Origin of the sequence: Mycobacterium triplex (assembly GCF_000689255.1) — a bacterium.
In the GTDB taxonomy this organism is placed as follows: Bacteria; Actinomycetota; Actinomycetes; order Mycobacteriales; family Mycobacteriaceae; genus Mycobacterium; species Mycobacterium triplex.
Genome location: NZ_HG964446.1, coordinates 1,133,974 through 1,155,703, shown reverse-complemented (window position 1 = coordinate 1,155,703; position 21,730 = coordinate 1,133,974). Strand labels below are relative to the sequence as shown.

The 21,730-nt window shown below is 67.2% G+C and carries 24 protein-coding genes; 11 read left to right on the top strand and 13 right to left on the bottom strand.

Annotated elements, in window-relative coordinates:
• Positions 1-2: 2 nt before the first annotated feature.
• Positions 3-623: an alpha/beta hydrolase family protein gene (locus BN973_RS05290; RefSeq protein ID WP_036466430.1), complete on the top strand. Its 621-nt coding sequence runs from the start codon at positions 3-5 to the stop codon at positions 621-623.
• A gap of 1 nt (position 624) precedes the next feature.
• Here the strand turns inward: BN973_RS05290 and BN973_RS05285 are convergent, their stop codons facing one another.
• Entirely contained in the window at positions 625-903 is a 279-nt protein-coding gene (locus BN973_RS05285) for a hypothetical protein (RefSeq protein ID WP_036466429.1), read from the bottom strand.
• A gap of 77 nt (positions 904-980) precedes the next feature.
• On the opposite strand from BN973_RS05285, the gene BN973_RS05280 reads away from it, so the two are divergent.
• Positions 981-1,169 (top strand): hypothetical protein, encoded by a 189-nt coding sequence (locus BN973_RS05280; protein WP_407067567.1) that lies wholly within the window; start codon positions 981-983, stop codon positions 1,167-1,169.
• Between the two features lie 37 nt (positions 1,170-1,206).
• Here the strand turns inward: BN973_RS05280 and BN973_RS30315 are convergent, their stop codons facing one another.
• Positions 1,207-1,707, bottom strand: coding sequence for a DUF4190 domain-containing protein (locus BN973_RS30315; protein WP_084163306.1), 501 nt, complete (start codon positions 1,705-1,707; stop codon positions 1,207-1,209).
• Between the two features lie 73 nt (positions 1,708-1,780).
• Entirely contained in the window at positions 1,781-2,515 is a 735-nt protein-coding gene (locus tag BN973_RS05270) for a hypothetical protein (RefSeq protein WP_036466428.1), read from the bottom strand.
• A 107-nt stretch (positions 2,516-2,622) separates the two neighbouring features.
• Between BN973_RS05270 and BN973_RS29845 the strand changes: the two genes are divergently transcribed.
• The 3 genes from BN973_RS29845 (at position 2,623) to BN973_RS05255 (ending at position 5,803) form a co-directional block, all read left to right on the top strand.
• Positions 2,623-3,537 carry a TetR/AcrR family transcriptional regulator gene (locus BN973_RS29845; protein ID WP_139830164.1) on the top strand — a complete coding sequence of 305 codons (915 nt, stop codon included), beginning with the start codon at positions 2,623-2,625 and terminating at the stop codon, positions 3,535-3,537.
• Positions 3,538-3,623: 86 nt separating this feature from the next.
• Positions 3,624-4,703, top strand: coding sequence for a spirocyclase AveC family protein (locus BN973_RS05260; protein WP_051641126.1), 1,080 nt, complete (start codon positions 3,624-3,626; stop codon positions 4,701-4,703).
• Between the two features lie 23 nt (positions 4,704-4,726).
• Positions 4,727-5,803: a spirocyclase AveC family protein gene (locus tag BN973_RS05255; protein ID WP_084163305.1), complete on the top strand. Its 1,077-nt coding sequence runs from the start codon at positions 4,727-4,729 to the stop codon at positions 5,801-5,803.
• A gap of 13 nt (positions 5,804-5,816) precedes the next feature.
• Here BN973_RS05255 and BN973_RS05250 read toward each other — a convergent pair whose 3' ends face one another.
• From BN973_RS05250 to BN973_RS05230, 5 genes are all read right to left on the bottom strand, one after another.
• Positions 5,817-7,313, bottom strand: a complete 1,497-nt coding sequence (locus BN973_RS05250) for a neutral zinc metallopeptidase (RefSeq protein ID WP_139830163.1) — start codon at positions 7,311-7,313, stop codon at positions 5,817-5,819.
• Positions 7,314-7,416: 103 nt separating this feature from the next.
• The gene (locus tag BN973_RS05245) at positions 7,417-8,886 is read right to left on the bottom strand and encodes a M28 family peptidase (protein WP_036466422.1); all 1,470 of its coding nucleotides are present in this window, start codon (positions 8,884-8,886) and stop codon (positions 7,417-7,419) included.
• A complete protein-coding gene (locus BN973_RS05240) occupies positions 8,883-10,376 on the bottom strand; it encodes a M28 family metallopeptidase (protein ID WP_036466421.1) in 1,494 nt (497 codons plus the stop codon). The genes BN973_RS05245 and BN973_RS05240 overlap by 4 nt, the downstream gene beginning before the upstream one ends.
• A 49-nt stretch (positions 10,377-10,425) precedes the next feature.
• Positions 10,426-10,803 carry a DUF2752 domain-containing protein gene (locus BN973_RS05235; RefSeq protein ID WP_051641535.1) on the bottom strand — a complete coding sequence of 126 codons (378 nt, stop codon included), beginning with the start codon at positions 10,801-10,803 and terminating at the stop codon, positions 10,426-10,428.
• A gap of 61 nt (positions 10,804-10,864) precedes the next feature.
• Entirely contained in the window at positions 10,865-11,194 is a 330-nt protein-coding gene (locus BN973_RS05230) for a CD225/dispanin family protein (RefSeq protein WP_036466419.1), read from the bottom strand.
• A 338-nt stretch (positions 11,195-11,532) separates the two neighbouring features.
• Between BN973_RS05230 and BN973_RS05225 the strand changes: the two genes are divergently transcribed.
• Together BN973_RS05225 and BN973_RS05220 are read left to right on the top strand one after the other, a co-directional pair.
• Entirely contained in the window at positions 11,533-12,054 is a 522-nt protein-coding gene (locus BN973_RS05225; protein WP_036466417.1) for a hypothetical protein, read from the top strand.
• Positions 12,055-12,227: 173 nt separating this feature from the next.
• Positions 12,228-12,749, top strand: a complete 522-nt coding sequence (locus BN973_RS05220) for a hypothetical protein (protein WP_036466415.1) — start codon at positions 12,228-12,230, stop codon at positions 12,747-12,749.
• Here the strand turns inward: BN973_RS05220 and BN973_RS05215 are convergent, their stop codons facing one another.
• The 4 genes from BN973_RS05215 to thiO are packed head-to-tail and all read right to left on the bottom strand — an operon-like array spanning position 12,750 to position 15,511.
• Positions 12,750-13,517 (bottom strand): SGNH/GDSL hydrolase family protein, encoded by a 768-nt coding sequence (locus tag BN973_RS05215; protein ID WP_036466414.1) that lies wholly within the window; start codon positions 13,515-13,517, stop codon positions 12,750-12,752.
• A complete protein-coding gene (gene thiG, locus BN973_RS05210) occupies positions 13,517-14,302 on the bottom strand; it encodes a thiazole synthase (RefSeq protein WP_036466412.1) in 786 nt (261 codons plus the stop codon). The genes BN973_RS05215 and thiG overlap by 1 nt, the downstream gene beginning before the upstream one ends.
• Positions 14,295-14,492 carry a sulfur carrier protein ThiS gene (gene thiS, locus BN973_RS05205; protein WP_036466410.1) on the bottom strand — a complete coding sequence of 66 codons (198 nt, stop codon included), beginning with the start codon at positions 14,490-14,492 and terminating at the stop codon, positions 14,295-14,297. The genes thiG and thiS overlap by 8 nt, the downstream gene beginning before the upstream one ends.
• Complete coding sequence (thiO, locus tag BN973_RS05200; RefSeq protein WP_036472061.1) at positions 14,492-15,511, bottom strand: glycine oxidase ThiO; 1,020 nt, start codon at positions 15,509-15,511, stop codon at positions 14,492-14,494. Before thiO ends, thiS begins: the two co-directional genes overlap by 1 nt.
• 165 nt (positions 15,512-15,676) lie before the next feature.
• On the opposite strand from thiO, the gene thiE reads away from it, so the two are divergent.
• Positions 15,677-16,345 carry a thiamine phosphate synthase gene (gene thiE, locus BN973_RS05195; protein ID WP_407067566.1) on the top strand — a complete coding sequence of 223 codons (669 nt, stop codon included), beginning with the start codon at positions 15,677-15,679 and terminating at the stop codon, positions 16,343-16,345.
• Here the strand turns inward: thiE and BN973_RS05190 are convergent.
• Positions 16,317-16,949, bottom strand: coding sequence for an NUDIX hydrolase (locus BN973_RS05190; RefSeq protein ID WP_036466405.1), 633 nt, complete (start codon positions 16,947-16,949; stop codon positions 16,317-16,319). The genes thiE and BN973_RS05190 overlap by 29 nt on opposite strands.
• A 132-nt stretch (positions 16,950-17,081) precedes the next feature.
• On the opposite strand from BN973_RS05190, the gene glnX reads away from it, so the two are divergent.
• Genes glnX through BN973_RS05175 form a run of 3 tightly spaced genes read left to right on the top strand, consistent with a single transcriptional unit; the run spans position 17,082 to position 21,645 of the window.
• Positions 17,082-18,401 (top strand): protein kinase G-activating protein GlnX, encoded by a 1,320-nt coding sequence (glnX, locus tag BN973_RS05185; protein WP_036466403.1) that lies wholly within the window; start codon positions 17,082-17,084, stop codon positions 18,399-18,401.
• Positions 18,398-19,378, top strand: coding sequence for a glutamate ABC transporter substrate-binding protein (locus BN973_RS05180; protein WP_407067565.1), 981 nt, complete (start codon positions 18,398-18,400; stop codon positions 19,376-19,378). Before glnX ends, BN973_RS05180 begins: the two co-directional genes overlap by 4 nt.
• Positions 19,378-21,645, top strand: a complete 2,268-nt coding sequence (locus tag BN973_RS05175) for a serine/threonine-protein kinase PknG (RefSeq protein ID WP_036466398.1) — start codon at positions 19,378-19,380, stop codon at positions 21,643-21,645. The genes BN973_RS05180 and BN973_RS05175 overlap by 1 nt, the downstream gene beginning before the upstream one ends.
• Positions 21,646-21,730: the final 85 nt, after the last annotated feature.

The window sequence follows — 21,730 nt, the reverse complement described above, 5'->3', positions numbered from 1 at the left end:
CCATGAATCTCGAACCGATCGCGGGCATCGCACACCAACCCGACGGCGTGGCGCGTGGCGTCGTCGTGCTGACCCACGGCGCCGGGGGCAACCGCGAATCCGAGCTGCTGCAACGGATTTGCGACGAGTGGGCGCGGCGCGGCTGGCTCGCGATTCGGTACAACCTGCCCTACCGCCGGCGCCGGCCCAAGGGGCCGCCGTCGGGTTCGGCGGCAACCGACCGCTCCGGAATCGAGGAGGCAATCGCGTTGTGCCGCACCCTCGCCGACGGTCCGCTGATCGCGGGCGGGCATTCCTACGGCGGGCGGCAGACGTCGATGGTGGTCGCCGAGTCGAGTCCGCCCCAGGTCGATGTCCTGACGCTGTTTTCCTACCCGGTCCACCCGCCGGGAAAACCGGAACGGCCCCGCACCGAACACCTGCCCGACATTCGAGTGCCCACCGTGTTCACCCACGGAACGTCGGACCCGTTCGGCACCCCGGCCGAAGTGCGCGACGCCGCGGCACTGATCGCGGCGCCGACCGAGGTCGTCGAAATCACCGGCGCGCGACACGACTTGCGCAGCAAGACGCTCGATGTGCCCGCGCTCGCGGTGGACGCGGCGCTGCGACTGGCGGGCTGAGTTACTGGCCCGCCACGGTGCACGTGGTGGGAAGCAGCAACAGCGCGGGCCACAGTGCGGCTGCTTCGCCGAATGCGACCAGGTCCGGACTGATGGGGGTCACTTTCGCCCACTCGGCTTGCAGTTCGTGCACCCGATCCGGGTGGATGGTGGCCCAGAAGAAGCCCATCAGCAGGTAGGGCAGCGCGAGCCACAAGGCCAACTCGACGAGTGCCTGCACCGACACCGGATGCGCGAGGCCGCGCCGAATGCGGGCCATTCCTGCCGCCAACGCTGCCATATGCGCAACGATAGGTCAGACGCCCAAAAGGAGTGAGCCGGTTGATCGCCAAGCTGCGAAAGTTGCTGAACTACGAGATGACGGTGGCCGAGTGGATCGCACTCGCGGTGCTGCTGGGCATTCCCTACTCGATCGTCGGGCTGATCTGGTCATCGACACACACCAACCATCTTCGCGGCATGCAGGGCGCGGACCTGGTGGTGTCGTTCCTCGGCTCGATCGTCTCCTGGCCGGTGCTGCTGTTCTCCGACGTCTGCATGACATGACGCCACCAAGACTGAGAGCGGTTGGGCGCCAGTCTATTCAGGCGGCAATGCGCGAGATGGCCGGCGGCGCAACGCGGTCGACGGTAAGCACGACGGCCGGAGCTCCGGAATACCTGTCGTGATACCGATCGTGCTCCACACTCCCGGTGATCGCACTCAGGATGCCGACGACGATGCCGACCACGATCAGCACCGCGCCGATCGCGATTCCGGCAATGGCCAAACCGCGGCCACCTTCACCGGTCTGCTTGATCTTGCCCAGGGCGACGATGCCGAAAATGATGCCGAGGATGGGCCCGATGCCGCAGAGCCATCCCAACAATGAGCAGACCAACGACGCGATGGCCATGCCATTGGTGCCGGCGGCGGCCGGATAACCGGGACCCGGCGGGGGCGCATAACCCGGTCCCGGCGGCGGGTAGCCCTGCGGCGGCGGGGGTGGGTAACTCGGTCCCGGCGGGGGCGAATAGCCTTGCCCCGGCGGGGAATAACCGGATTCGCCCGGTGGTGGCGGATAGCTAGGCGGTTCTTCCGTCACGGACGCCTCCTGAGGTCAAGTGGCCCATACTCTACGCCAGGCCCCCTGCCTTGTCGCGCAGGAATTTTCTGGCTCAGCCTGCCCGCTGCAGCGTCCGCGGTGCCGACGCGGTGGCGTCGGCGGCCAGCGCGCGGCGCATCAAGATGAAGATGCTGATGAACCATCCGCAGAAGACGGTCAACGGCACCCAGAAGCCGAGCACGCCGTTCCAGGCGAACGGGCCGGTCTTGAAGAAGAACAGCAACTGGTCGGGCAGGAACAGCATGAATGTCATGATGCTCTGATAGCCGAACCACCGTGGAAATACCGGCTTTTCGGACCTGTCGGCCAAACAGACCACCGACAACACCACGAACATCGGCATGATCAGGGAGAGTCCGCCGATGAATTGGAGCCAGGCGATGTCGTTGAGCAACCGGGTTGTGTCGGCGGTGCGCTCGTCGACACGCCAACTGCTGATGATCCACCACAGCGGCGGGTAGAAGGTCAGCATCGCGTTGGCGTAACCCGCCATCGTCATCGTTCGCGTCAAGGGACCGTTGCGTCCTTCGAACCGGGCGACGAAGTCCGCGATCGTCGCGGTGAAGGGCAGGAACACGGCCGCTCCCCACATCACCATCACCATGCCGATCCGGACACCGACGACGTCGCGGCGGAAGAAGTCGGCGATCTCGCCCGCGCCCGCCGCCGGGCGATGCAACGGGAAGAACCCGCCGATCACCCACCAGCCGACCAGCAGCAAAGCGATGTAGGCGATGCCGCACCACGCCCCTACCACGTTGGTCTTTCGGATCACTGAATCGTTCATTCCGGACCTCACGCGGTGCATAGTGATTAAACACTCACAAAATGTGAATAGCCAATCTGAACACAGCTCAGTAGATTAGTCCAGGGCGGTTCGCGAAGGGAGTGTTGGTGACAACTCAGCAGACGCCGCCGGAGATGCCCGCGCACCCGGCGCCGGCCCGACCCGCGCGGAGCAGGCTGACGGCGGCCGAGCGGCGCCGCGAGATCATCGCCGCAGCACAGTCGGTCTTCGCAACCAGCGGGCTGGCCGGGTCGCGGACGTCGACGATCGCCGACGCCGCCGGTGTCGCCGAGAGCATGCTCTACCGGCATTTCGCCTCCAAGCAAGAGCTGTTCGAGGTCGCCGTCGTGGAGCCGGTTGCCGAGTTCGTCGAAGGAGTGATCAGCGGCGCCGATCAGCTGCTCGACTGGGAAGGCCCGGGCAGCCGGGCCTTTTACGAGTCATTCCTGGAGACGATGGCAACGGTGTTGCCGCTGCTCGGCGTGGCCCTGTTCAGCGATGCCCAGGAAGGCCGGCGCTTCTACAACGACAAGATCGTGCCGCTCTTCGACCGCTACGAGCACAAGGTCGGGGTCGCGCTCGACGGAATTCCCGGCCACAGTGTCAGCGCCGCGTTTCTGTCCCGGGCGGTCATCGGGATCATCTTTCTGATCACGCTCGACGCCGCGTACCGAGAACCGGCCGGGGCGCTCGGCCCGGAGGACACCGTCCATACGGCCGAGGCCGTGCGGTCGTTTGTCGCGGCCGCCCTCGGCGGTTCTGGTGCCGATGACCTGCTCGACAGGCTGGCCGGTATCGAAGCGATGCGACGGTCCGCCGACGCCCCGCCCGCGGACAAGCCGGCGGTGGTCAGCGAAGAAAGCTGGGCCCATTACTGGGCGGCGCGTGCCGCGGCCACCCGGCGCGGTAATGACCACCTGGGCAAGGTGGAGGCGGAGAACCAGACCCTGCGCCGGATCGTCGCGGATCAGGCCATCGAACTCGAACGACTCCGGTCGGCGGCCGTATCCAGACTTGAGTAAATAGCTATTCAGTTATTGTGAGTGATTACTCTTTCACTTAAGCTCGCGTCGAGACGTCGACAGCGGCCCACGAAGGAGTGAGAGCCATGATGCGCACCGTGCAACAGTCCGCGCCGGTTAACGGCCGGGCGGGCAATCCGGCCCCCGAACCTGGACAGACCATTCCCGCCGTGCTGGCATGGGCCGCGGTCGGTGCCGCGCTGTTGGCCTTCGAGGTCTACGTGCTGGCGCGCTGGATTTTCGGCCCCAACTTCCGGCCCAGCTATCCGGGTGTCGACCCGATCAGCGGCGCGCAGCAGGCGCTGTTTTTGGTCCTTCAGATCGCTATCCCGATCGGAGCCGCGATTGCACTGTGGGCGTGGGTAATCCGGCCCTGGCGCCGGGAGGGCCACCTGACCACCGACGGGATGCTCGCACTCGCGGGAGCGATGATCTTCTTCTGGGACATGTGCATGAACTACACATCGGTGACCCTGCTCTACAACTCGGGCCTGGTGAACTTCGGCGCGTGGGCCACCGGCTCCTGGCCCGGTTGGGTCAGCCCGCACGCCGATCGGCTGCCCGAACCGATCTTCGTGTGCCTGCCCGGTTACACCGCGCTGGTGTTCTCCCAGGTGATGCTGATCCTGTTCATCGTGCGCAAGATCAAGGCCCGCCGCCCCGCCCTCTCGCCGTGGGCGGTGTGGCCCATCCTGTTCTTCGGCTTGATCCTCATCGACACGCTCATCGAATCGATCCTGCTGCGGCTGGGCATCTACGCCTACCCGGGCGGAATCCGTTGGCTGAGCTTGTATTCCGGTGAGACCTATCAGCTGCCATTGACCGAGCCGATCTTCTTCGCCGGCTTCGGTCTCGGTGCCATCGCCGCGCTCAGCTACTTCCGCGATGACCGCAACCGGACCATCGTCGAGCGCGGTATCGACGGCTTGAGGGTCAGCCCCGCCAGGCGGCAGTGGATCAAATTCCTGGCCATCTTCGGCGGCGTGCACGCCGCGTTCGCGATCTTCTACTTTGTGCCCAACCAATTTCTGGCCGTGCATTCGGGTGAATTCCCCGGCGGCTATCCGTCTCACATGATCAACAACATGTGCGCCTACCCCGGCAACCAGGCGTCGGCCGGCCTGAATCCCTGTGCCGGGCCCGGTGTTCCGATTCCCCGCCCCTGATCCAGAGCCGAAAGAAGCCGACGATGACGCTCAACACAGCCCCCAAACGACTCGTTGAGGAGCGACCTTCGGATCGCGGATCCGCCGCCCGGCTCTGGGTTATCAACGGCGCATTGTGGCTCGGTCTCATGCTCTACGTGTGGACGGCGTGGGTAGTCAGCGGCGACTTCCGCACCAACACCCGGGGCCGCGGATCCGAACCCGACTGGTACGTCGCATTGATTCACGGCTGGGAGATCTTCGCTCTGGTTGTCTCGCTGGCCATCCTGTGGTGGTTCGTCATTCGGCCCAAGATCAAGACGGGCCGCTTGACCTTCGACGGTCTTTTCTTCCTCGCCTGCGCCACCCTGTGCTTCCAGGAACCCTGGATCAACTGGAACTCCGTCCAATTCCTCTACAGCACAACGTCGATCAACTTCGGTAGCTGGACGAGTCACATACCGGGATGGTCCAGTCCGAACAGCGAGCTGGTTCCGCTGTCGCTGTGGGCACTGTCGGCGTACTTCTGGCTGGTCGGTATCCCGGCGTACGCCGGCTCGCGGTTCATGGGCTGGTTGCGAAGCAAGAACAGCTCGATCTCGTGGCTGCGGCTCGTGGTGTATTCCTACCTGGCGTTCTGCGTGTTCGACATCCTGCTGGAGAGCTTTATCACTCGCACCCAACTGTTCAACTACGGCAGCGTGGTGCCGGAGCTGAGCCTGTGGGCGGGCACGGACCACCAGTTCCCGATCTACGAAACCATCAGCTGGGCAGGCACTTACACCGCACTGGCAAGCCTGCACTTCTTCCGCGACGACCACGGCCGCAGCCTGCCGGAACGCGGTTTGGATGCGTTGCGCATCCAAAGCGGGCGGCTGCGTACGTTCGCGCGTTTCCTCGCGATCATGGGCGCCTGCCAGGTGGCGATGCTGGTCACCTACAACATCCCGTATTCGTACTGGGCAATGCACGCCGTGATGGCGAAACCGTTCCTCGAACGTGAATGGCGAACCGGTGGCGTGTGCGGCGCCGACAGCGCCTACAACTGTCCCGACGGACACTCCCCGATCGCGACCAAGGACAGTCCGACCAACCGCATCGACGGGCGTCCCCGGCACTGACGTCGCGAGGTGCTCAGCCGGGATAGCGCGAATAGCACGCGTCCATGTTGCCGGCCACGCCGCCGCGGAACGCCGCGATACGGGTGAAGCCGGCCGGCACGCTGGTCCCGTCCGCATCACTGGCGACCATGTGGTTGGTGAGCAAACCGGCGACGGCCTCATCCAGGTCACCGGCGGTCAGCAACAGCTCCTTGTGGGAGGGGGTGTCGATCGGCTCGGCCATCTTGCGGTGCACCACACCCGTCAGGCACGCGGTGCGCAGCGCGGTCCACGGGCTCTGCATCGGTAGACCGCGTTCGTGCTGTACCGCAAGCGCGTATCTCGACATCATGATCGACAGGGCGGTGTCGTCACCTTGCGGCAGGGTGTGTTCCTTCTCGTCGGAGACCTTCGCCATCGCCGCCAGGCCGGCCAGATCGACCATGATCGTGTTGGTGGCCGGGCAGTAGGACGCGGGTGGGCTGGGTTTGGCATCCGGGCACCCGGTCGTGTGGAAGGACAGGGTGGGCGCGGTCTTCGGCGAGAACACCTTTCCCAACAGCTCCATCAGCGTCGACAGGGTGGCCTCGTTGATCGCGACCTCGCCGGTCTGGGTGTCGCCGTAGGGATCGGTCTGCAAAGCCTTGGGCAGGTCGCCGCGTCGCTGCGCGATTTCCTGCTGGTTGATTCCCGAGCACGCCGAAGCACCACTGATGAAACCCATCTGGAAGGCGCTGACGCGATCCAGCGCCGAGCCGTGTTCGTCGTCGTTCTCGGTTTCGGCGTCCATCACCGGGTCCCGGGTGACAATGATCCCGGCCAGCACATGGTCGAGGCCGTCGGCGGTGCTCAGCGTGAAACGCGGGGACTTCCCGGCGGCTACCCAATACAGATAGACACCCGCGAAGCAGTCGGCCTGCTGCTCACGAACGATGGTGGGGTCTCTTTTCGTCACCAGCTTGGCCATCTGCTGCAAGGCGTGGCCGAACTCGTGCGCCAACACACCGGTGACGGACATGTCGCCGAAATACTTCTGCGCGACCGGCATGAACACCGCGCGGTCCCAGGCGATCAGGTTGCAGCGGGACGTGAAGAAGGCGTTGACGAGCTTGTACGTCTCGTTGTGGCAAACGATGGGACTGCTCGGATCGTTGGAGTCGTAGGAGACCAGTTTGGCGACGGGAAGGAACGTTCCCTTCAGCGACTGGCTGTACGTCGATTTCCAGTAGTCCTCGATGTCGTTGACCGACAGCAACGACAACTTGTCGATCAGCCCGTTGTCGGTGTTGATCACCGTGCCGGTCGGCGCGGGCGCGTTCTCGCGGAGCCCGCTGTGACCGTCGGTGGCGGGCAGATCGCCGACCCGGAATGGGTCGTTGAGCATCGACAAGGCCCGCCCTTCCAGGACCGTCGTGCACCCCGCTACCACGAGTACCGTCGCTGCGCAGGCGATTGCCGCCCTCAGCGAACCGGCCACGGCGCGGCTGCGACCGCCGTGGGACCGACGTCGACTTCGCCCGCGGTTCATCATGCCCAACCTCATCCCGGCCGGCCGCCCGGCAGCATCAAAGGGTTCTCATTCTAGGTCCGCTGGTTGAACAGCGTAGCGAAAACAACGGCCCCAGCAAACGCCGCTAGGGTAGCCGGGTGCGATGTCGTTTGTCGTGGGCCGGGACGCCGTTGACGCCGGAAATCGACATCGCGTAGTTGCCCACCGCGTATGCCGCGCCAGAACCCATGACCGCCAATGCTTCCCGGTTGATGTTGTCGATCGTGTCCCGGGGACCCTGGAAGTTGGGATCGAAGCCCACACCGGCCTTGCCGCCCCACAGGCGTGCTTGCACAGGGGTTTTCAGCTGCGATGCGCCGGTGCTCATGCCCCCGATCGGCACACCGGCGACCATGAAGGGGTGGTAGTCGGTCCGGGGGCCCAACGGCATATCGGCGGGCCGCTGCCCGGCCAGGTTGAGATAGGCGGACAGCGTGCGCTCGATACCGGCCGACCCCTCGGGCACATCACCGGCGGCGATTCCCGGCCCGGGTGGGCCGGACTGGTCGCCGTCATCGGTGAAGAAGCCGGCGTTGGGCGAACCGAGCAGGTTGAAGTTCAGGTACATCGCGATGTCGTTGAGCTGCTCGTCATCGAGGCCGAACACGTAATCCATCACGCCGTTGAGCCCGTCCTCGTCGGCTCCCCAGAACACGAAGCGCACCGCGTTGTTCACCGGCGCCAGCGGGCCCAACTGCAGTGCGGTTTCCAGCACCACGGCCACCCCGGACCCGTTGTCGTTGATACCCGGACCGCCGCGCGGGCCGTCGAGATGTGCACCGACCATGATCACATCGTCTGTTGAGCCGGTTTTAGTCTGCGCCAACACGTTTCGCGACGTGATCTTGATGTTCTCGGCGTCCAGCACCAGGCGCACCGGCGCGGTGGCATGGGCCAGCGCGCTGCCGCCGGAGCTGCCGACGACGGCAACCGGCACGGTCAGTTGCCGGTAGTAGCCCGGGGTGAACAACGTGGGCGGAGCGCCCTGGCCGGTGGGCGTGCTGACCACGATCAGCGCCGCGGCTCCCTTGGCCCTGGCACTGTTCTGCTTGTCGACCACCGAGCAGCGTGCGTCGTCGACGACGGCGATCGCCCCCGCGGGCAGTGCCGACGGATAGTCGCCCGGCGCACAACCCGACGGCTGGGTGGGCCGGACCGGTCGCCCGCTGAGCCCACCGGGTGGCGTCCGGACCAGCAGCGAGGCCTGGTCGACCGAATAGGTGCTGCCCGCGATCGTCAGCGACGGCTTACCCGGCGCGACAGCGTACAGCCGGTCGAACTGCGGCGTAGCTACCTCGAACCCCTTGGAGCGCAAAGCTTTTGCAACGTACTCGACGCTGGCGTCGTAACCCGGCGTTCCCTCCGCCCGGTTCCCCTTGTTGGCGCTGGCGATATCCTGCAGCGCGCGCAGGTGGACGAACATCCCGTCGGCGGTGACCTTTCCGGCGAGCGTGCGGCCGAGGTCCGGCGCGGCTGCCGGCGGCCCCTGCCGGGGCGACGAGCACCCCGCCACCAGTCCGATCAGCGCCAACACCGAGCACAGGCGACGAATCATGGCTTAAGCACGTGGCGGGTGCGGTCCCCCATGACGGGAACCCCGTTGTGTCCGGTGAGATCCTGGGCGTACAGCGCGATCGCGTAGGCGACGCCGGAGCCGTTGATGCCCAGCGAGGTGCGGTCGATGTGGTCGAGGGTGTCGGTGTTCTTGTGATAGTTCGGATCAAACGGCTCGTCTGCCGTTCCGCCCCACAGCTTGGCTTGGTCGGCGGACTTCTTCGCTTCGGCGCCGGAGAACAGGCCGCCCGCCGGGATACCGGCCCGGGTGAAGCCGTCGTAGTCGGAGCGCCCGTCGAACGACGTGTCCTGCGCGGTCTTGCCCGCCGACTTCAGGTAGGCGACCAGCGTGCGCTCGATGCCGGCCGAGCCTTCCGGAACCACGGGCTGGCCGCGGGTTTCCGCCGGCAGCGATTGGTCGCCGTCATAGGTGAAGTAACCGGGGTTCGGCGACGCGAGCATGTCGAAGTTCAGGTACAACGCAATGCTTTTGAGGTCGTCGAGATTCAGCGACTCGACGTAGTTGCGCGATCCGATCAAACCGAGTTCCTCGGCACCCCAGAAGGCGAACCGGACCGCGTTATGCACTTGCGGTGAATTCCCGAGCTGCACTGCGGTTTCCAAGATCGCGGCCACTCCCGAGCCGTTGTCGTTGATGCCCGGCCCCTCGGCAACGCTGTCCAGGTGCGCGCCCGCCATCACCACCTCGGTGGGCGAGCCCGTCTTGGTCTGGGCGATGACGTTGCGCGCTTTGAAACTCCGGCTGCTGGCGTCCAGCTTGATCGTCGCGGGCCCCGGCTGGGCACGCAGCAGCATTCCGGTGGACTTGGTGACGCCGACCGCCGGAATCTTCACCTCGGTGTTCGCCCCGAGCGTGCCGCCCATCTGCTCCTCGTCGACGTTGTCGACGACGATCATCGCCACGGCACCGCGCTGCGCCGCGGCCTCCTCCTTCTGCGCGAACGGACAGGTGCCACGATCCACCAGCACCACCGCGCCCTTGGCCGGGAGAGTGTCGTAGTCCGAGGCCGCACAGCCTTGGCCGTTGCCCGTCGACACCACCAGCAGCGGGCCGCGCACCCCGTCCGGTCCGGTGCCGAGGCTGAACTCGAGCGCGTGTGCCTCGACGTCCTTGCCGCCGACCGTCACGGCGGGCTTCTCGGCGTGGAAGACCCGCGCCGAAAATTCGGGGGTTGCAACGTCGAAACCGCTGTGGCGCAACGTGTTCACCACGTAGTCGACGCTGGCTTCGTAGCCGGGGGTGCCCACCGCCCGGGTGCCGTTGTTGGCGTTGGCGATATCTTGCAGCTTCGTCAGGTGTGTCATCATCGCGTCGGCAGTGACCTTGTTGTGCACTGTGTTGGCGAACTCCGCCGCGACGGGACCACTTGCCTGCTGTGAGTTCGCCGGCCGGTGCAAGCATCCGGACGACACTGCGACGAGGGCGACCGCGGCGAGCATCGCCGCCAGAGTTCGGGATTTGTTCACCATCGCGCCCAAGGTTAGCCCGTCAGCCCATTGGGCTCACCGCGGCGTGAGGTCAGACGTAGAGCCCGTTGAAGGGGGCAAACGGAATGTTGCGCACCACAAACCAAACCGATACCAACGACAGGGCGACCACGGCCGACCAGCGCTGGTGTTGCCAGCTCTTGATCCGCCGGCCCGTCACCCGGCCGTAGGTCCAGGCCAGGTACGCCCACACCAACAGCACGAGCGCCGCCAAGCCCAACGCGTTGAACCTGGCCGCGGCCATCAAGTTGCCGTGCAAAAGCGAATAGATCATGCGCAGGCTGCCGCATCCGGGGCAGTCGATGCCCAGCAGAGCCTTGGTGGGGCACACCGGAAGCGGGCCGCCCGGGGTGGTCGGATCACCCACCCAGGTGGCCGCGCACACCAACATCGTCGACGCGGCCACCATCAGCGGGGCGCCGAGACCGAGCGTGAGCGGCCGCCGCGGGGTCACCGTGAGTGCAACCCCTTTACAGCATTGCGGCCAGCGCCGCGGGGGTCGAGGTGTCAGCGGTCATCGCGATGATCGCCAGCACGATGCCGTACAGGACGGCGCTCACGACTGCGGCGATGACCGACCACTTCACCCACTTCTTGGCGGCGTCGGCTGCGGCCTGCGCCTCGGCGTACTGACCCTGCGCCCACAACCCACTCACCTGAGTGGATTTGACGATGGCCACGATGCCGAACGGCAGACAGCAGAACAGTGTCGCCAAAATGGACCACACCAAATAGTTATCCGGTGCCTGCCCCGCAGGCTGCTGCGGCGGGTAACCGGGGGGCGGCGGTTGTGCAGTCATGAATTCTCCAGTCACGAGAAGTTAGCTGGCGTGAAGCGGTGCCTACCATACCCGAGCAAAGTCGCCTGGGCACCAAGTTGGCAGAAATCGGTTCCTCGCGACCCGCGACATCGACGTCGCCGCAGGGGCTCTCCCGATGGCCGGATTAGCTCGAAAGCCGGTGCATCGACGAAATGCGTTGGGTGGATTGCAATCCCGCGCGCGAATGGAATTGCCCAGGCCAGCCAGGAATAGTGCCCAGAAAGACAGTGTCCGGTGGAATGTATTGCACAGCCACGACATAGCCCTACGATTCCGGTAGCGGCACTGCCGTCGCGACCACCGAGAGGAGCCGTCGGATGTCACCTCTGACCGACGCGCTGCGCGCCGTGACCGCCGCAGTGCTCATGGGTGGTTTCGCGTTTGCGGGCGCCACAACGGCGACCGCCGACCCCACCTCCGGTAGCACCGCGGATATCAACACCCTAGCCAGCGGGCTGTCCAAGGGATACGGCCTAAACAACTGCATCGTTCAGACGGCTCCCAGCGACGCGCTGGCTTACCTTTTGTGCGGACAGAGCCCCGACCCCGGCGGGCCGATGCTCGGCAAGTATTTCCTCTTCGCCGACCGCAGCGCCCTGATGAACTCGTTCCACGGCGTCATCGCCGGTGACGCCGTGAGCAACTGCGGGGACGCCTCCTCACCCACGCCGTGGCACCAAGGCAGCTCCACCACGAACGCGGGATTGGTGGCGTGCGGGATTTTTCAGAACCACGCCGAGGTCATCTGGACCAACGACCCCAAGAACATGCTGGGCGTAATCCGCTCCTCCGGCAATGACGTCGCGTCGGTCTACAAATGGTGGCGAGACAACGGCTGAGCTTTACGGTTGGGCCGCAACGGGTTCCGTGCTCATGTTGCCAAGAATGTTGCCGGTGTAAATGGTATGCGACGGAATGGGTTGCATAGCTGCGGTTTAGCCTTACGATCAGTCTGCCAATCAATTTGCTGGGGCTGCGGTCCCGGCGGTCCGACGAACCTCAGGAGTAGAGGATGCTTCACCCCACCAACTCGCTGCGCGCCGCGACGGCCGCAACTCTTACGGCTGCCTTCTGCTGCGTCGGTACTGCCACCGCGACCGCGGACACCACGGGCAGCACGGCAGATGTCAACACACTGGCCACTTCGCTAGCGAAGGGCTACGGCCTCAACAATTGTCAATCGTCTCCCCTGACGGGTGCCGAGGTGGCCGAGCTGCAATGCGGGCAGAACCCAGACTCGAATGGGCCGGCTTCCGCGGTCTACCAGCTCTTCAAGAGCGCCAACGACCTGAGTGGTGCCTACGCCTCCAACCTCAAAGACGTGACCCTCGCCTCGTGCAGCGGCAGCGGCAGCAAGGAGCCGGGTCCCTGGCACCAAGGCAACGCCGACCAGGCCGGTGGCCAGATGGCGTGCGGAACCTACAAGGACGTCAGCCTGGTGCTCTGGACGGTCGACGGGAAAAACGTGCTGGGCTCCATCTTCTCCAAAGCCGACATCCCGTCGCTCTACAAGTGGTGGCAGGCCAACGCCTGATCAGAGTTGGGCCGCAACGAGTTCGGCCACCATGCTCATCCCCGCGCCGTTGGGGTGCAGGGGTGCCGGCCGGCCCGGCAGCGGCACGACGTATTTCGCCGGCCGGGTGGTCCACGGCTGCGCGGACCATGCGTGATGGTCCCGGCTGGCCGCGCCGGCGCCGATGACCCCGCAGCCGGATGCCGCGGCCGCGTCGGCCGTGCGTCGTTCCAGGCTCGCGGCCACGTGGCGGCCCAGGTCGGCGTCCGCGTCCGAAATCGGCGGTGCGGATAAGCCCGCGGGCGGCAGCATCGTCAGGTAGTCGACGAAGAGAACCCGGGCGCGCGGCGCCCGGGCACACACCGCTTTCCCGACCGCGCACAACGAATCGAATACATCCGCCAGGGCCCGATCCCGCTCGTCGCGGTCCAGCAGTTCGGCGATCCGCGCGCCCAGCAGTGGCAGCCGACGGGCCGGGCGCGGCAGTGCGGCGGCCATCAGCAGCGGCACGTAGCCGACGTCGTTGCCGCCGATGGTGATCGTGACCAGGTCCTCCGAGCCGTCCAACGCGTCGATCTGGGGCGGCGCGTGGTGCTGACGCTCCGCGAGGATGTGGCCGGTGGTGGCGCCGGAAAAGGTGACATCAACCAGCTCGAGGTTCATCCGCTCGGCAACCAGATGCGGATAGTTGCGCGCCGATCGCCCCGACCACCGCGGGGCGCCCGCGGCACGCGGCCGGATGCCCGGGCCGGCAGCCATCGAACTGCCCAGCGCTACATACCGTTTCATCACTCGGGCTCGATGGCCCGCATCGTCGACGGGCGTGGACTGGATGCCTGCGCCCAGAAGCGTTTCGGGATGCGCCCGGCACGTCGCGCCAGATAGCCGGCGGTGACCGCGGCCGCCATCGCGGCGGCCATCGCGGGCGGATCGGTGGCCCGGGTCACCGCGGTGGCCAACAGCACCGCGTCACAACCCAACTCCATCGCCAGCGCGGCGTCACTGGCGGTGCCGATGCCGGCGTCGAGGATCACCGGAACGCCGGCCCGGGCGACGATCATCTCGATGTTGTGCGGGTTGGTGACGCCCAGGCCGGTCCCGATCGGCGAACCCAGCGGCATCACCGCCGCGCAACCGGTGTCTTCCAGCCGGCGGGCCAGCGCCGGATCGTCGTTGGTGTAGGGCAGCACGACGAATCCGTCGTCGACCAATTGTTCTGCCGCCCGCACCAATTCGAGCGCGTCGGGCAGCAGCGTGCGCTCGTCGGCGATCACCTCGAGTTTGACCCAGTTGGTGTTCAGCGCCTCGCGGGCCAGCTGCGCGGTGAGCACCGCCTCGGCCGCGCTGCGACACCCCGCGGTATTGGGCAGCGGCGTGATGCCGAGCCGGTTGAGCAGGTCCAGCAGGCCGGTACCGCCCTCGGCGTCGACGCGGCGCATCGCGACCGTGGTCAGCTCGGTGCCCGAGGCCCGCAGCGCCTCCTCTAGCACCGCCAGGCTCGTCGCTCCCCCGGTGCCCATGATCAGTCGCGAAGAAAAGCTGCGGTCCGCGATCGTCAGCTTGGAATCAACCACCCTGCACCGCCGTCACTACCTCGAGCCGAGCGCCGTCGAAAAGCTCGGTGGCCCACCTGGACCGGGGCAGCACGGCGTCGTCCATCGCCACCGCGATACCCCGCTCCGGAAAGCCGAGCGACGCCAGCAACCCGGCGACGGTGGTCTGCCCGTCGACCTCGACCGAATTTTCGTTGACCACCACGATCATCACTGGACTCCCACCGGAACGAGTTCGGACATAATCTGTTCGGCGGTCCACGGCGCCAGCAGGAAACCTGACCGGCCGTGCCCGGTGGCCACCAGAGTGCGTTCGTCGAGGCGATGCACGAGCGGCAGGTTATCCGGTGTCATCGGGCGCAGCCCGGCCGCGCACTCGGCCAGCTCGTACTCACCCAGCGCCGGCAGCACGGCGCACGCGTCGTCCAGCAGATCCCGCACACCGGACACGACCGGCGCCGTGTCACGGCCGTGCTCGTACTGCGTCGCGCCCACCACCACTCCGTCCGCACGCGGCACCACGTACACCTGGCGGCCGTGCACCCGCGCACGAATCACCCTGCCCAGCAACGGCATACAGCCCTTGCGCCAGCGCAGCCGCAGCACCTCACCCTTCACCGGGCGCACCGGAAGGCCGGGGCAGAGCGCCGGTGCGTCGATGCCGTTGGCGATCACCACCGCATCGCCGGAGACCCGCGACAGGTCATGCGCCGGCGGGGCCCATTGGACGCCGAGGCGCTCACACGCCGTCGCCAGCGCCTCGACCACCGCGCGGTTGTCCACGGCAAGCTCGGTGGGCGCCCGAAAACCGTGCCGGATGCCTTGCGCCAGAAGAGGTTCGACGTCACGAACGGCCGGCTCCCAGATCACCGGGTGTCCCTGGTCGGCCAGCCAGTCCGCGACGGTGCGCAGGTCGGCGACGTCGGCCCGGTCGACGGCCACCACCAGCGACTCGCGCGCGGTGACCACCTCCGGAGGCAGCCCGTCCAGGTAGCCGCCCTCGCGCCACAGCCGCAGCGACTCGAGGCCCAGCCGCAGCAATCGTTCCTCGCCGGGCCAACCCTCGCTGTGCGGGGCCAGCATGCCGCCGGCCACCCAGGACGCGCCGTGGGCGCCGGTGCGGTGCAGCCGCACCGTCCATCCGGCTTGGGCCGCCCGGCGCGCCACCGACAGTCCGATGACGCCGCCGCCGATGACGGCCAGCGTCCCGGTCGGTGCACCTGAATGCATCTCCGCTCCCTTCGCCGGCATGATCCGGATCAGGTGTGACGGTAAGGACAGCTCCGGTTACGGCTGTGTCCACTCTCAGCCCCGCAGATCGCCCGGGACTCCCGTGTCTCTCGTTGTTCGGGTTCTACGCTAGCGCGCTAGCGTCGCGGTGTGCACGATCCGGTTATCCGTCTTGCCGCTGCCCGGCTGTATCTGTGTACCGACGCGCGGCGCGAGCGCGGCGACTTGGCCCAGTTCGCCGACGCCGCCCTGGCCGGCGGGGTGGACATCATCCAGCTACGCGACAAGGGGTCGGCCGGGGAACGGCGGTTCGGTGCGCTGGAGGCGCGCGACGAGCTGGCCGCCTGCGAGATCCTCGCGGACGCGGCCCGCCGGCACGGCGCGCTGTTCGCGGTCAACGACCGGGCCGACATCGCCCGCGCCGCCGGCGCCGACGTGCTGCACCTGGGCCAGGGCGATCTGCCGCCGGCGGTGGCCCGCGACATCGTCGGGCCCGACACGCTGATCGGCCTGTCCACCCATGACGCCGGCCAGGTCACCGCCGCCGCCGCGGCCTTGGAAACGGGGGAAGTCGACTACTTCTGCGTCGGCCCGTGCTGGCCGACCCCCACCAAACCCGACCGTGCCGCGCCCGGCCTGGGACTGGTCCGCACCGCCACCGCGCTCGGGACCGCCAAGCCGTGGTTCGCGATCGGCGGTATCGACGCGCAGCGGCTGCCCGAGGTGCTCGAGGCCGGGGCGCGACGGATCGTGGTGGTGCGCGCGATCACCGCCGCCGAAGACCCCCGGGCCGCGGCCGATCGGCTCAAGTCAGCGCTTCGAGCAGCGAGCTGATCCGGGGACTCAGTTGCGACGGCGCCTGATCCGCATCGACCGGCATGCACCAGACGAAGACTCCGGCGTCGATCTCCAGCGTCCGCGGCAGGTGCCGGCGACGTTCGTCGCCGTGTCCCAGCGGAATCAACGCCGTCGCGGTGCGCAGCCGTTCCCAGCTGGCCGCGAAGCCGGGGTGCAGCGGCAGGTCGGCCACCTCGTCTTCGGCGACCCAGCGCATCTCGGCGCTCTCCCGGTTGGGCACCGTGTGCAGCAACTCGCCGGCGTCGGCCACGACGGTGGTGTAGCTCCAGTGCGTACCGGCGATTCCGGCGATCTCCGCGGTGACCACCGTCGCGCGCACCGCGAGGCGCTGGGCCAGCAGCCCGGCCTCTTCGTGGGCTTCGCGGACCGCGGTCTGCTCCGGGGTTTCGTGGCTGTCCCGGGCGCCGCCCGGCAGCCCCCAGGTGCCGCCCTGATGGCTCCACACCGCCCGATGCTGCAGCAACACCGCCGGGGTTCCGTCGGGTCGTGGCGCGCGCAGCAGCAGACCCGCCGCGCCGAATCGACCCCAGTAGTGGGCGCCGCTGTCGGATATCACCCATCCGTCACCGTCGCCATGCACGCGTTCAGGATATGCAGGCGATCAACGAAATTGGGGCCGCCTCCCCCCATCGGCCCCGACATCCTCTTAGAATTCGCTTATACACCTACGAGCAGCGCAGTCCAGTGACCGAAAGTTGAGGTCGGAAAACACGTGACGGTTGAGCTGGCGCACCCGTCGACCGAACCGCTGGGGTCACGGTCGCCGGGCGAACCGGCCCACCCCCGTTGGTGGTTCATCTCGACGACCCCCGGCCGCATCCTGACGATCGGCATCGTCCTGGCGGCGCTCGGGGTGTCCAGCGCGTTCGCCACCTCGACGACGATCAACCACCGCCAGCAAGTGCTGTCGACCGTGCTCAACCACACCGAGCCGTTGGCGTTCGCGGCCGGACGGCTGTACACGACGCTGTCGGTCGCCGACGCCGCGGCGGCCACCGCGTTCATCGCCCAGGCCGAGCCGTGGCCGGTGCGGTTGCGATACGAGCAGGCCATCACCGACGCGGCGGTCGCCGTGACCCGCGCCTCGAGCGGCCTGACCGATGAACCGCTGGTGCAGCTACTCGGCAAGATCAACGCCGAGCTGGCCGTCTATACGGGTCTGATCGAAATAGCGCGGACCAACAACCGGGAGGGCAACCCGGTCGGTTCGTCGTACCTGTCGGAAGCCTCGGGTCTGATGCAGTCGACGATCCTGCCCGACGCGGCGCAGCTCTATCAGGCGACGTCAGAACGGGTGGATGCAGAGACCACCGCGTCCACGCACTTCCCGGCTCCGGTGGTCCTCGTCATTGCCACCACGGTGGTGTTCGGGCTGTTCTCGCATCGCTGGCTGGCCCGGCGCACCCGGCGCCGGATCAACCCGGGGCTGGTGGTGGGCGGGCTCGGTATCCTCGTCATGGTGGTGTGGGTCGGAACTGCGCTGACAATTTCGACGGCCGCCAGCCGTAGCGCCAAGGACACGGCGGCCGAGTCGCTCAAGACCGTGACGAACGTGGCGATCACCGCGCAGCAGGCCCGCGCTGACGAGACACTGTCGCTGATTCGGCGCGGCGACGAGCAGGCCCGCAAACAGTCGTTCTATCAGCGCATCGACTTCATGCATTCCCAGATCGACCAGTACATGGCCCGCAGCGATGCCGTCGACAAACCCGACCTGCAGGGCGCCGATCAGTTGCTGGTGCGCTGGCGGCAGGCCAACGACCGCATCAACTCCTACATCTCGGTCGGTAACTATCGCGCCGCCACGCAGATCGCGCTGGGCAGCGCCGAGGACGACTCCACCCCCGCGTTCGACAAGCTCGAGGATCAGTTGGGCAAGGCCATGACCCAGTGCCGGGCGCATCTGCGCAACGACGTGATCAATGCGCGCAGCGGGCTGTCCGGCGCCCAGGTCGGCGGTGTGGTGCTGAGTCTGGGTGCCGCGATCGCGGTCGCCCTGGGCCTGTGGCCACGGCTGAAAGAGTATCGATAATGCGCCGCGCGCCCAGGATCCGCCGGGCTGCCGCCGTGTTCGGCGCGGCGATCGTGCTGGCGGGTTGCGGGCACACGGAAACACTGACCGTCGCCACCGCGCCGACGTTGCCGCCGCCCACCCCGGTCGGCATGGAACAGCTGACGGCCGAACCACCGCTGCCGCCGGACGACGCCACCCAGGATTGCAACGCCACCGCCAGCCTGCGCCCGTTCGCCACCAAGCCCGAGGCCGATGCCGCGGTGGCCTCGATCCGGGCCCGCGGCAGGCTGATCGTCGGGCTCGACATCGGCAGCAACCTGTTCAGCTTCCGCGACCCGATCACCGGCGAGATCACCGGCTTCGACGTCGACATCGCCGGTGAGATCGCGCGCGATATCTTCGGCGCCCCGTCCCACGTCGAGTACCGGATCCTGTCGTCCGACGAACGCATCACCGCGCTGCAGCACTCCGAGGTCGACATCGTCGTCAAGACGATGACCATCACCTGCGACCGTCGCAAGCAGGTGAACTTCTCCACCGTCTACCTCGACGCCAATCAGCGGATCCTGGCCCCGCGCGACTCTGCGATCGCCAAGGTCGGCGACCTGTCCGGCAAGCGCGTCTGCGTGGCCCGGGGTACGACGTCGTTGCACCGCATCCGACAGATCGACCCGCCCCCGGTGGTCGTCTCGGTGGTGAACTGGGCGGACTGCCTGGTGGCCATGCAACAGCGGGAGATCGACGCCGTGTCCACCGACGACTCGATCCTGGCCGGGCTGGTCGAGGAAGACCCGTATCTGCACATCGTCGGCCCGAACATGGCGACCCAGCCCTACGGCATCGGAATCAACCTGGACAACACCGGACTGGTGCGGTTCGTCAACGGCACGCTGGAACGCATCCGCCGAGACGGCACCTGGAACACCTTGTACCGCAAGTGGTTGACCGTCCTCGGCCCGGCGCCCGCCCCGCCCGTACCGAAGTATGTCGACTGATGACCGAGGCCGAACACGACGCCGACGCCGAGGACACCGACCCCGGCACCCAGCCACCGGACGCACAGACCGGTGCGACGACCGGTCGCGCGCATGCCACCCAGGCACTCTTCCGTCCCGAGTGGGACGACGATGACGACGACCTGCCGCACCTCACGCTGGGCGGCGTAGATACCGAACCGCAAGACCGGATGACGGTCGCGACCCGGGTGCTACCGCCGACCCGGCAGCTCGGTGGTGGGCTGGTCGAAATCCCCCGCATCCGCGACATCGATCCGCTCGAAGCCCTGATGACAAACCCGGTGGTGCCGGAGCACAAGCGGTTCTGCTGGAACTGCGGAAAGCCGGTGGGGCGCTCCACATCCGAGGGCAAGGGCGAGTCGGAGGGCAAATGCCCGTCCTGCGGAAGTCCGTATTCGTTTCTGCCACAACTGAATCCGGGCGACATCGTCGCGAACCAGTACGAGGTAAAGGGCTGCATCGCGCACGGCGGGTTGGGTTGGGTGTACCTGGCGGTCGACCACAACGTCAACGACCGCCCGGTGGTGCTCAAGGGCTTGGTGCATTCCGGGGACGCCGAGGCCCAGGCGATCGCGATGGCCGAGCGGCAGTTCCTCGCCGAGGTGGTGCACCCGCAGATCGTGCAGATCTTCAACTTCGTCGAGCACACCGACCGGCACGGCGACCCGGTCGGCTACATCGTCATGGAGTACATCGGCGGGCAATCGCTGAAACGGGGCAAGAAGGACCCCCGGCTGCCGGTCGCCGAGGCCATCGCCTATCTGCTGGAAATCCTGCCGGCGCTGAGCTATCTGCATTCGATCGGCCTGGTCTACAACGACCTCAAGCCGGAGAACATCATGCTCACCGAGGAGCAGCTGAAGCTGATCGACCTGGGCGCGGTGTCAAGGGTCAACTCGTTCGGTTACCTCTACGGCACACCCGGCTATCAGGCGCCCGAGATCGTGCGTACCGGCCCGACGATCGCCACCGACATCTACACGGTCGGACGCACGCTGGCCGCGCTCACGTTGAATCTGCGCACCCGCAATGGCCGCTACGTGGACGGGCTACCCGAAGACGATCCGGTGCTGTCCACCTACGACTCGTTCGGCCGGCTGCTGCGCCGCGCGATCGACCCGGACCCGCGGCGCCGGTTCGGCTCGGCCGAGGAGATCTCCGCGCAGTTGACGGGCGTGCTGCGCGAGGTCGTCGCCCAGGACTCCGGAGTGCCACGGCCCGGGTTGTCGACGCTGTTCAGCCCGAGCCGCTCCACCTTCGGCGTCGACCTGTCGGTGGCGCACACCGACGTCTATCTGGACGGGCAGGTGCATTCGGAGAAGCTGACCGCCCGGGAGATCGTGACCGCACTGTCGGTGCCGTTGGTCGATCCGACCGACGTCGCCTCCCCGGTGCTGCAGGCGACCGTGCTCTCGCAACCGGTGCAGACCCTCGACTCGTTGCGCGCGGCCCGGCACGGCTCACTGGCCGCCGAGGGCATCGACGTGTCGGAGTCCGTCGAGCTGCCGCTGATGGAGGTCCGCGCGCTGCTGGACCTCGGGGATGTGGCCAAGGCGACGCGCAAACTCGACGACCTGGCCGAGCGGGTGGGCTGGCGCTGGCGGCTGGTCTGGTTCCGGGCCGTTGCCGAGTTGCTCACCGGCGACTACGACTCCGCCATCAAGCATTTCACCGAGGTGCTCGATACCTTCCCCGGCGAGCTGGCGCCGAAATTGGCGCTGGCCGCCACCGGTGAACTCGCCGGCCACGTCGACGTGGACAAGTTCTACAAGACGGTGTGGCGCACCAACGACGGCGTGATCTCGGCGGCCTTCGGGTTGGCGAGATCCCTTTCGGCCGAGGGGGATCGAATTGGCGCGGTGCGCACCCTCGACGAAGTGCCCGCCACCTCACGGCATTTCACCACCGCGCGGCTGACCAGTGCGGTGACCCTGCTGTCCGGCCGGTCGACCAGTGAGATCACCGAGGAGCAGATCCGCGACGCCGCCCGGCGAGTCGAGGCGCTACCGCCGACCGAGCCTCGTGTGCTGCAGATCCGCGCGCTGGTGCTCGGCGGGGCGATGGACTGGCTGGAGACCAACACCGCCAGCACCAACCACATCCTCGGCTTCCCGTTCACCCAGCACGGGCTGCGGCTGGGCGTTGAGGCGTCGTTGCGCAGCCTGGCCCGCGTCGCGCCCACCCAGCGGCACCGCTACACCCTCGTCGACATGGCCAACCGTGTCCGCCCCACCAGCACGTTTTAACTTTTCGTTGGGTGTGTAACCAGGGCGTTGCGTGTGCGCCCCGGGCGTTGCGTGTGCGCCCAGGGCGTTGCGTGTGCGCCCTGGG

Excerpts from the sequence above, each read along its gene's own strand:
- BN973_RS05290 (WP_036466430.1), top strand. The coding sequence starts at position 3 with ATGAATCTCGAACCGATCGCGGGCATCGCACACCAACCCGACGGCGTG.
- BN973_RS05285 (WP_036466429.1), bottom strand. The coding sequence starts at position 903 with ATGGCAGCGTTGGCGGCAGGAATGGCCCGCATTCGGCGCGGCCTCGCG.
- BN973_RS05280 (WP_407067567.1), top strand. The coding sequence starts at position 981 with ATGACGGTGGCCGAGTGGATCGCACTCGCGGTGCTGCTGGGCATTCCC.
- BN973_RS05270 (WP_036466428.1), bottom strand. The coding sequence starts at position 2,515 with ATGAACGATTCAGTGATCCGAAAGACCAACGTGGTAGGGGCGTGGTGC.
- BN973_RS05260 (WP_051641126.1), top strand. The coding sequence starts at position 3,624 with ATGATGCGCACCGTGCAACAGTCCGCGCCGGTTAACGGCCGGGCGGGC.
- BN973_RS05255 (WP_084163305.1), top strand. The coding sequence starts at position 4,727 with ATGACGCTCAACACAGCCCCCAAACGACTCGTTGAGGAGCGACCTTCG.
- BN973_RS05250 (WP_139830163.1), bottom strand. The coding sequence starts at position 7,313 with ATGATGAACCGCGGGCGAAGTCGACGTCGGTCCCACGGCGGTCGCAGC.
- BN973_RS05245 (WP_036466422.1), bottom strand. The coding sequence starts at position 8,886 with ATGATTCGTCGCCTGTGCTCGGTGTTGGCGCTGATCGGACTGGTGGCG.
- BN973_RS05240 (WP_036466421.1), bottom strand. The coding sequence starts at position 10,376 with ATGGTGAACAAATCCCGAACTCTGGCGGCGATGCTCGCCGCGGTCGCC.
- BN973_RS05235 (WP_051641535.1), bottom strand. The coding sequence starts at position 10,803 with ATGGTGGCCGCGTCGACGATGTTGGTGTGCGCGGCCACCTGGGTGGGT.
- BN973_RS05230 (WP_036466419.1), bottom strand. The coding sequence starts at position 11,194 with ATGACTGCACAACCGCCGCCCCCCGGTTACCCGCCGCAGCAGCCTGCG.
- BN973_RS05225 (WP_036466417.1), top strand. The coding sequence starts at position 11,533 with ATGTCACCTCTGACCGACGCGCTGCGCGCCGTGACCGCCGCAGTGCTC.
- BN973_RS05220 (WP_036466415.1), top strand. The coding sequence starts at position 12,228 with ATGCTTCACCCCACCAACTCGCTGCGCGCCGCGACGGCCGCAACTCTT.
- BN973_RS05215 (WP_036466414.1), bottom strand. The coding sequence starts at position 13,517 with ATGAAACGGTATGTAGCGCTGGGCAGTTCGATGGCTGCCGGCCCGGGC.
- thiS (WP_036466410.1), bottom strand. The coding sequence starts at position 14,492 with ATGATCGTGGTGGTCAACGAAAATTCGGTCGAGGTCGACGGGCAGACC.
- thiO (WP_036472061.1), bottom strand. The coding sequence starts at position 15,511 with ATGCATTCAGGTGCACCGACCGGGACGCTGGCCGTCATCGGCGGCGGC.
- BN973_RS05175 (WP_036466398.1), top strand. The coding sequence starts at position 19,378 with ATGACCGAGGCCGAACACGACGCCGACGCCGAGGACACCGACCCCGGC.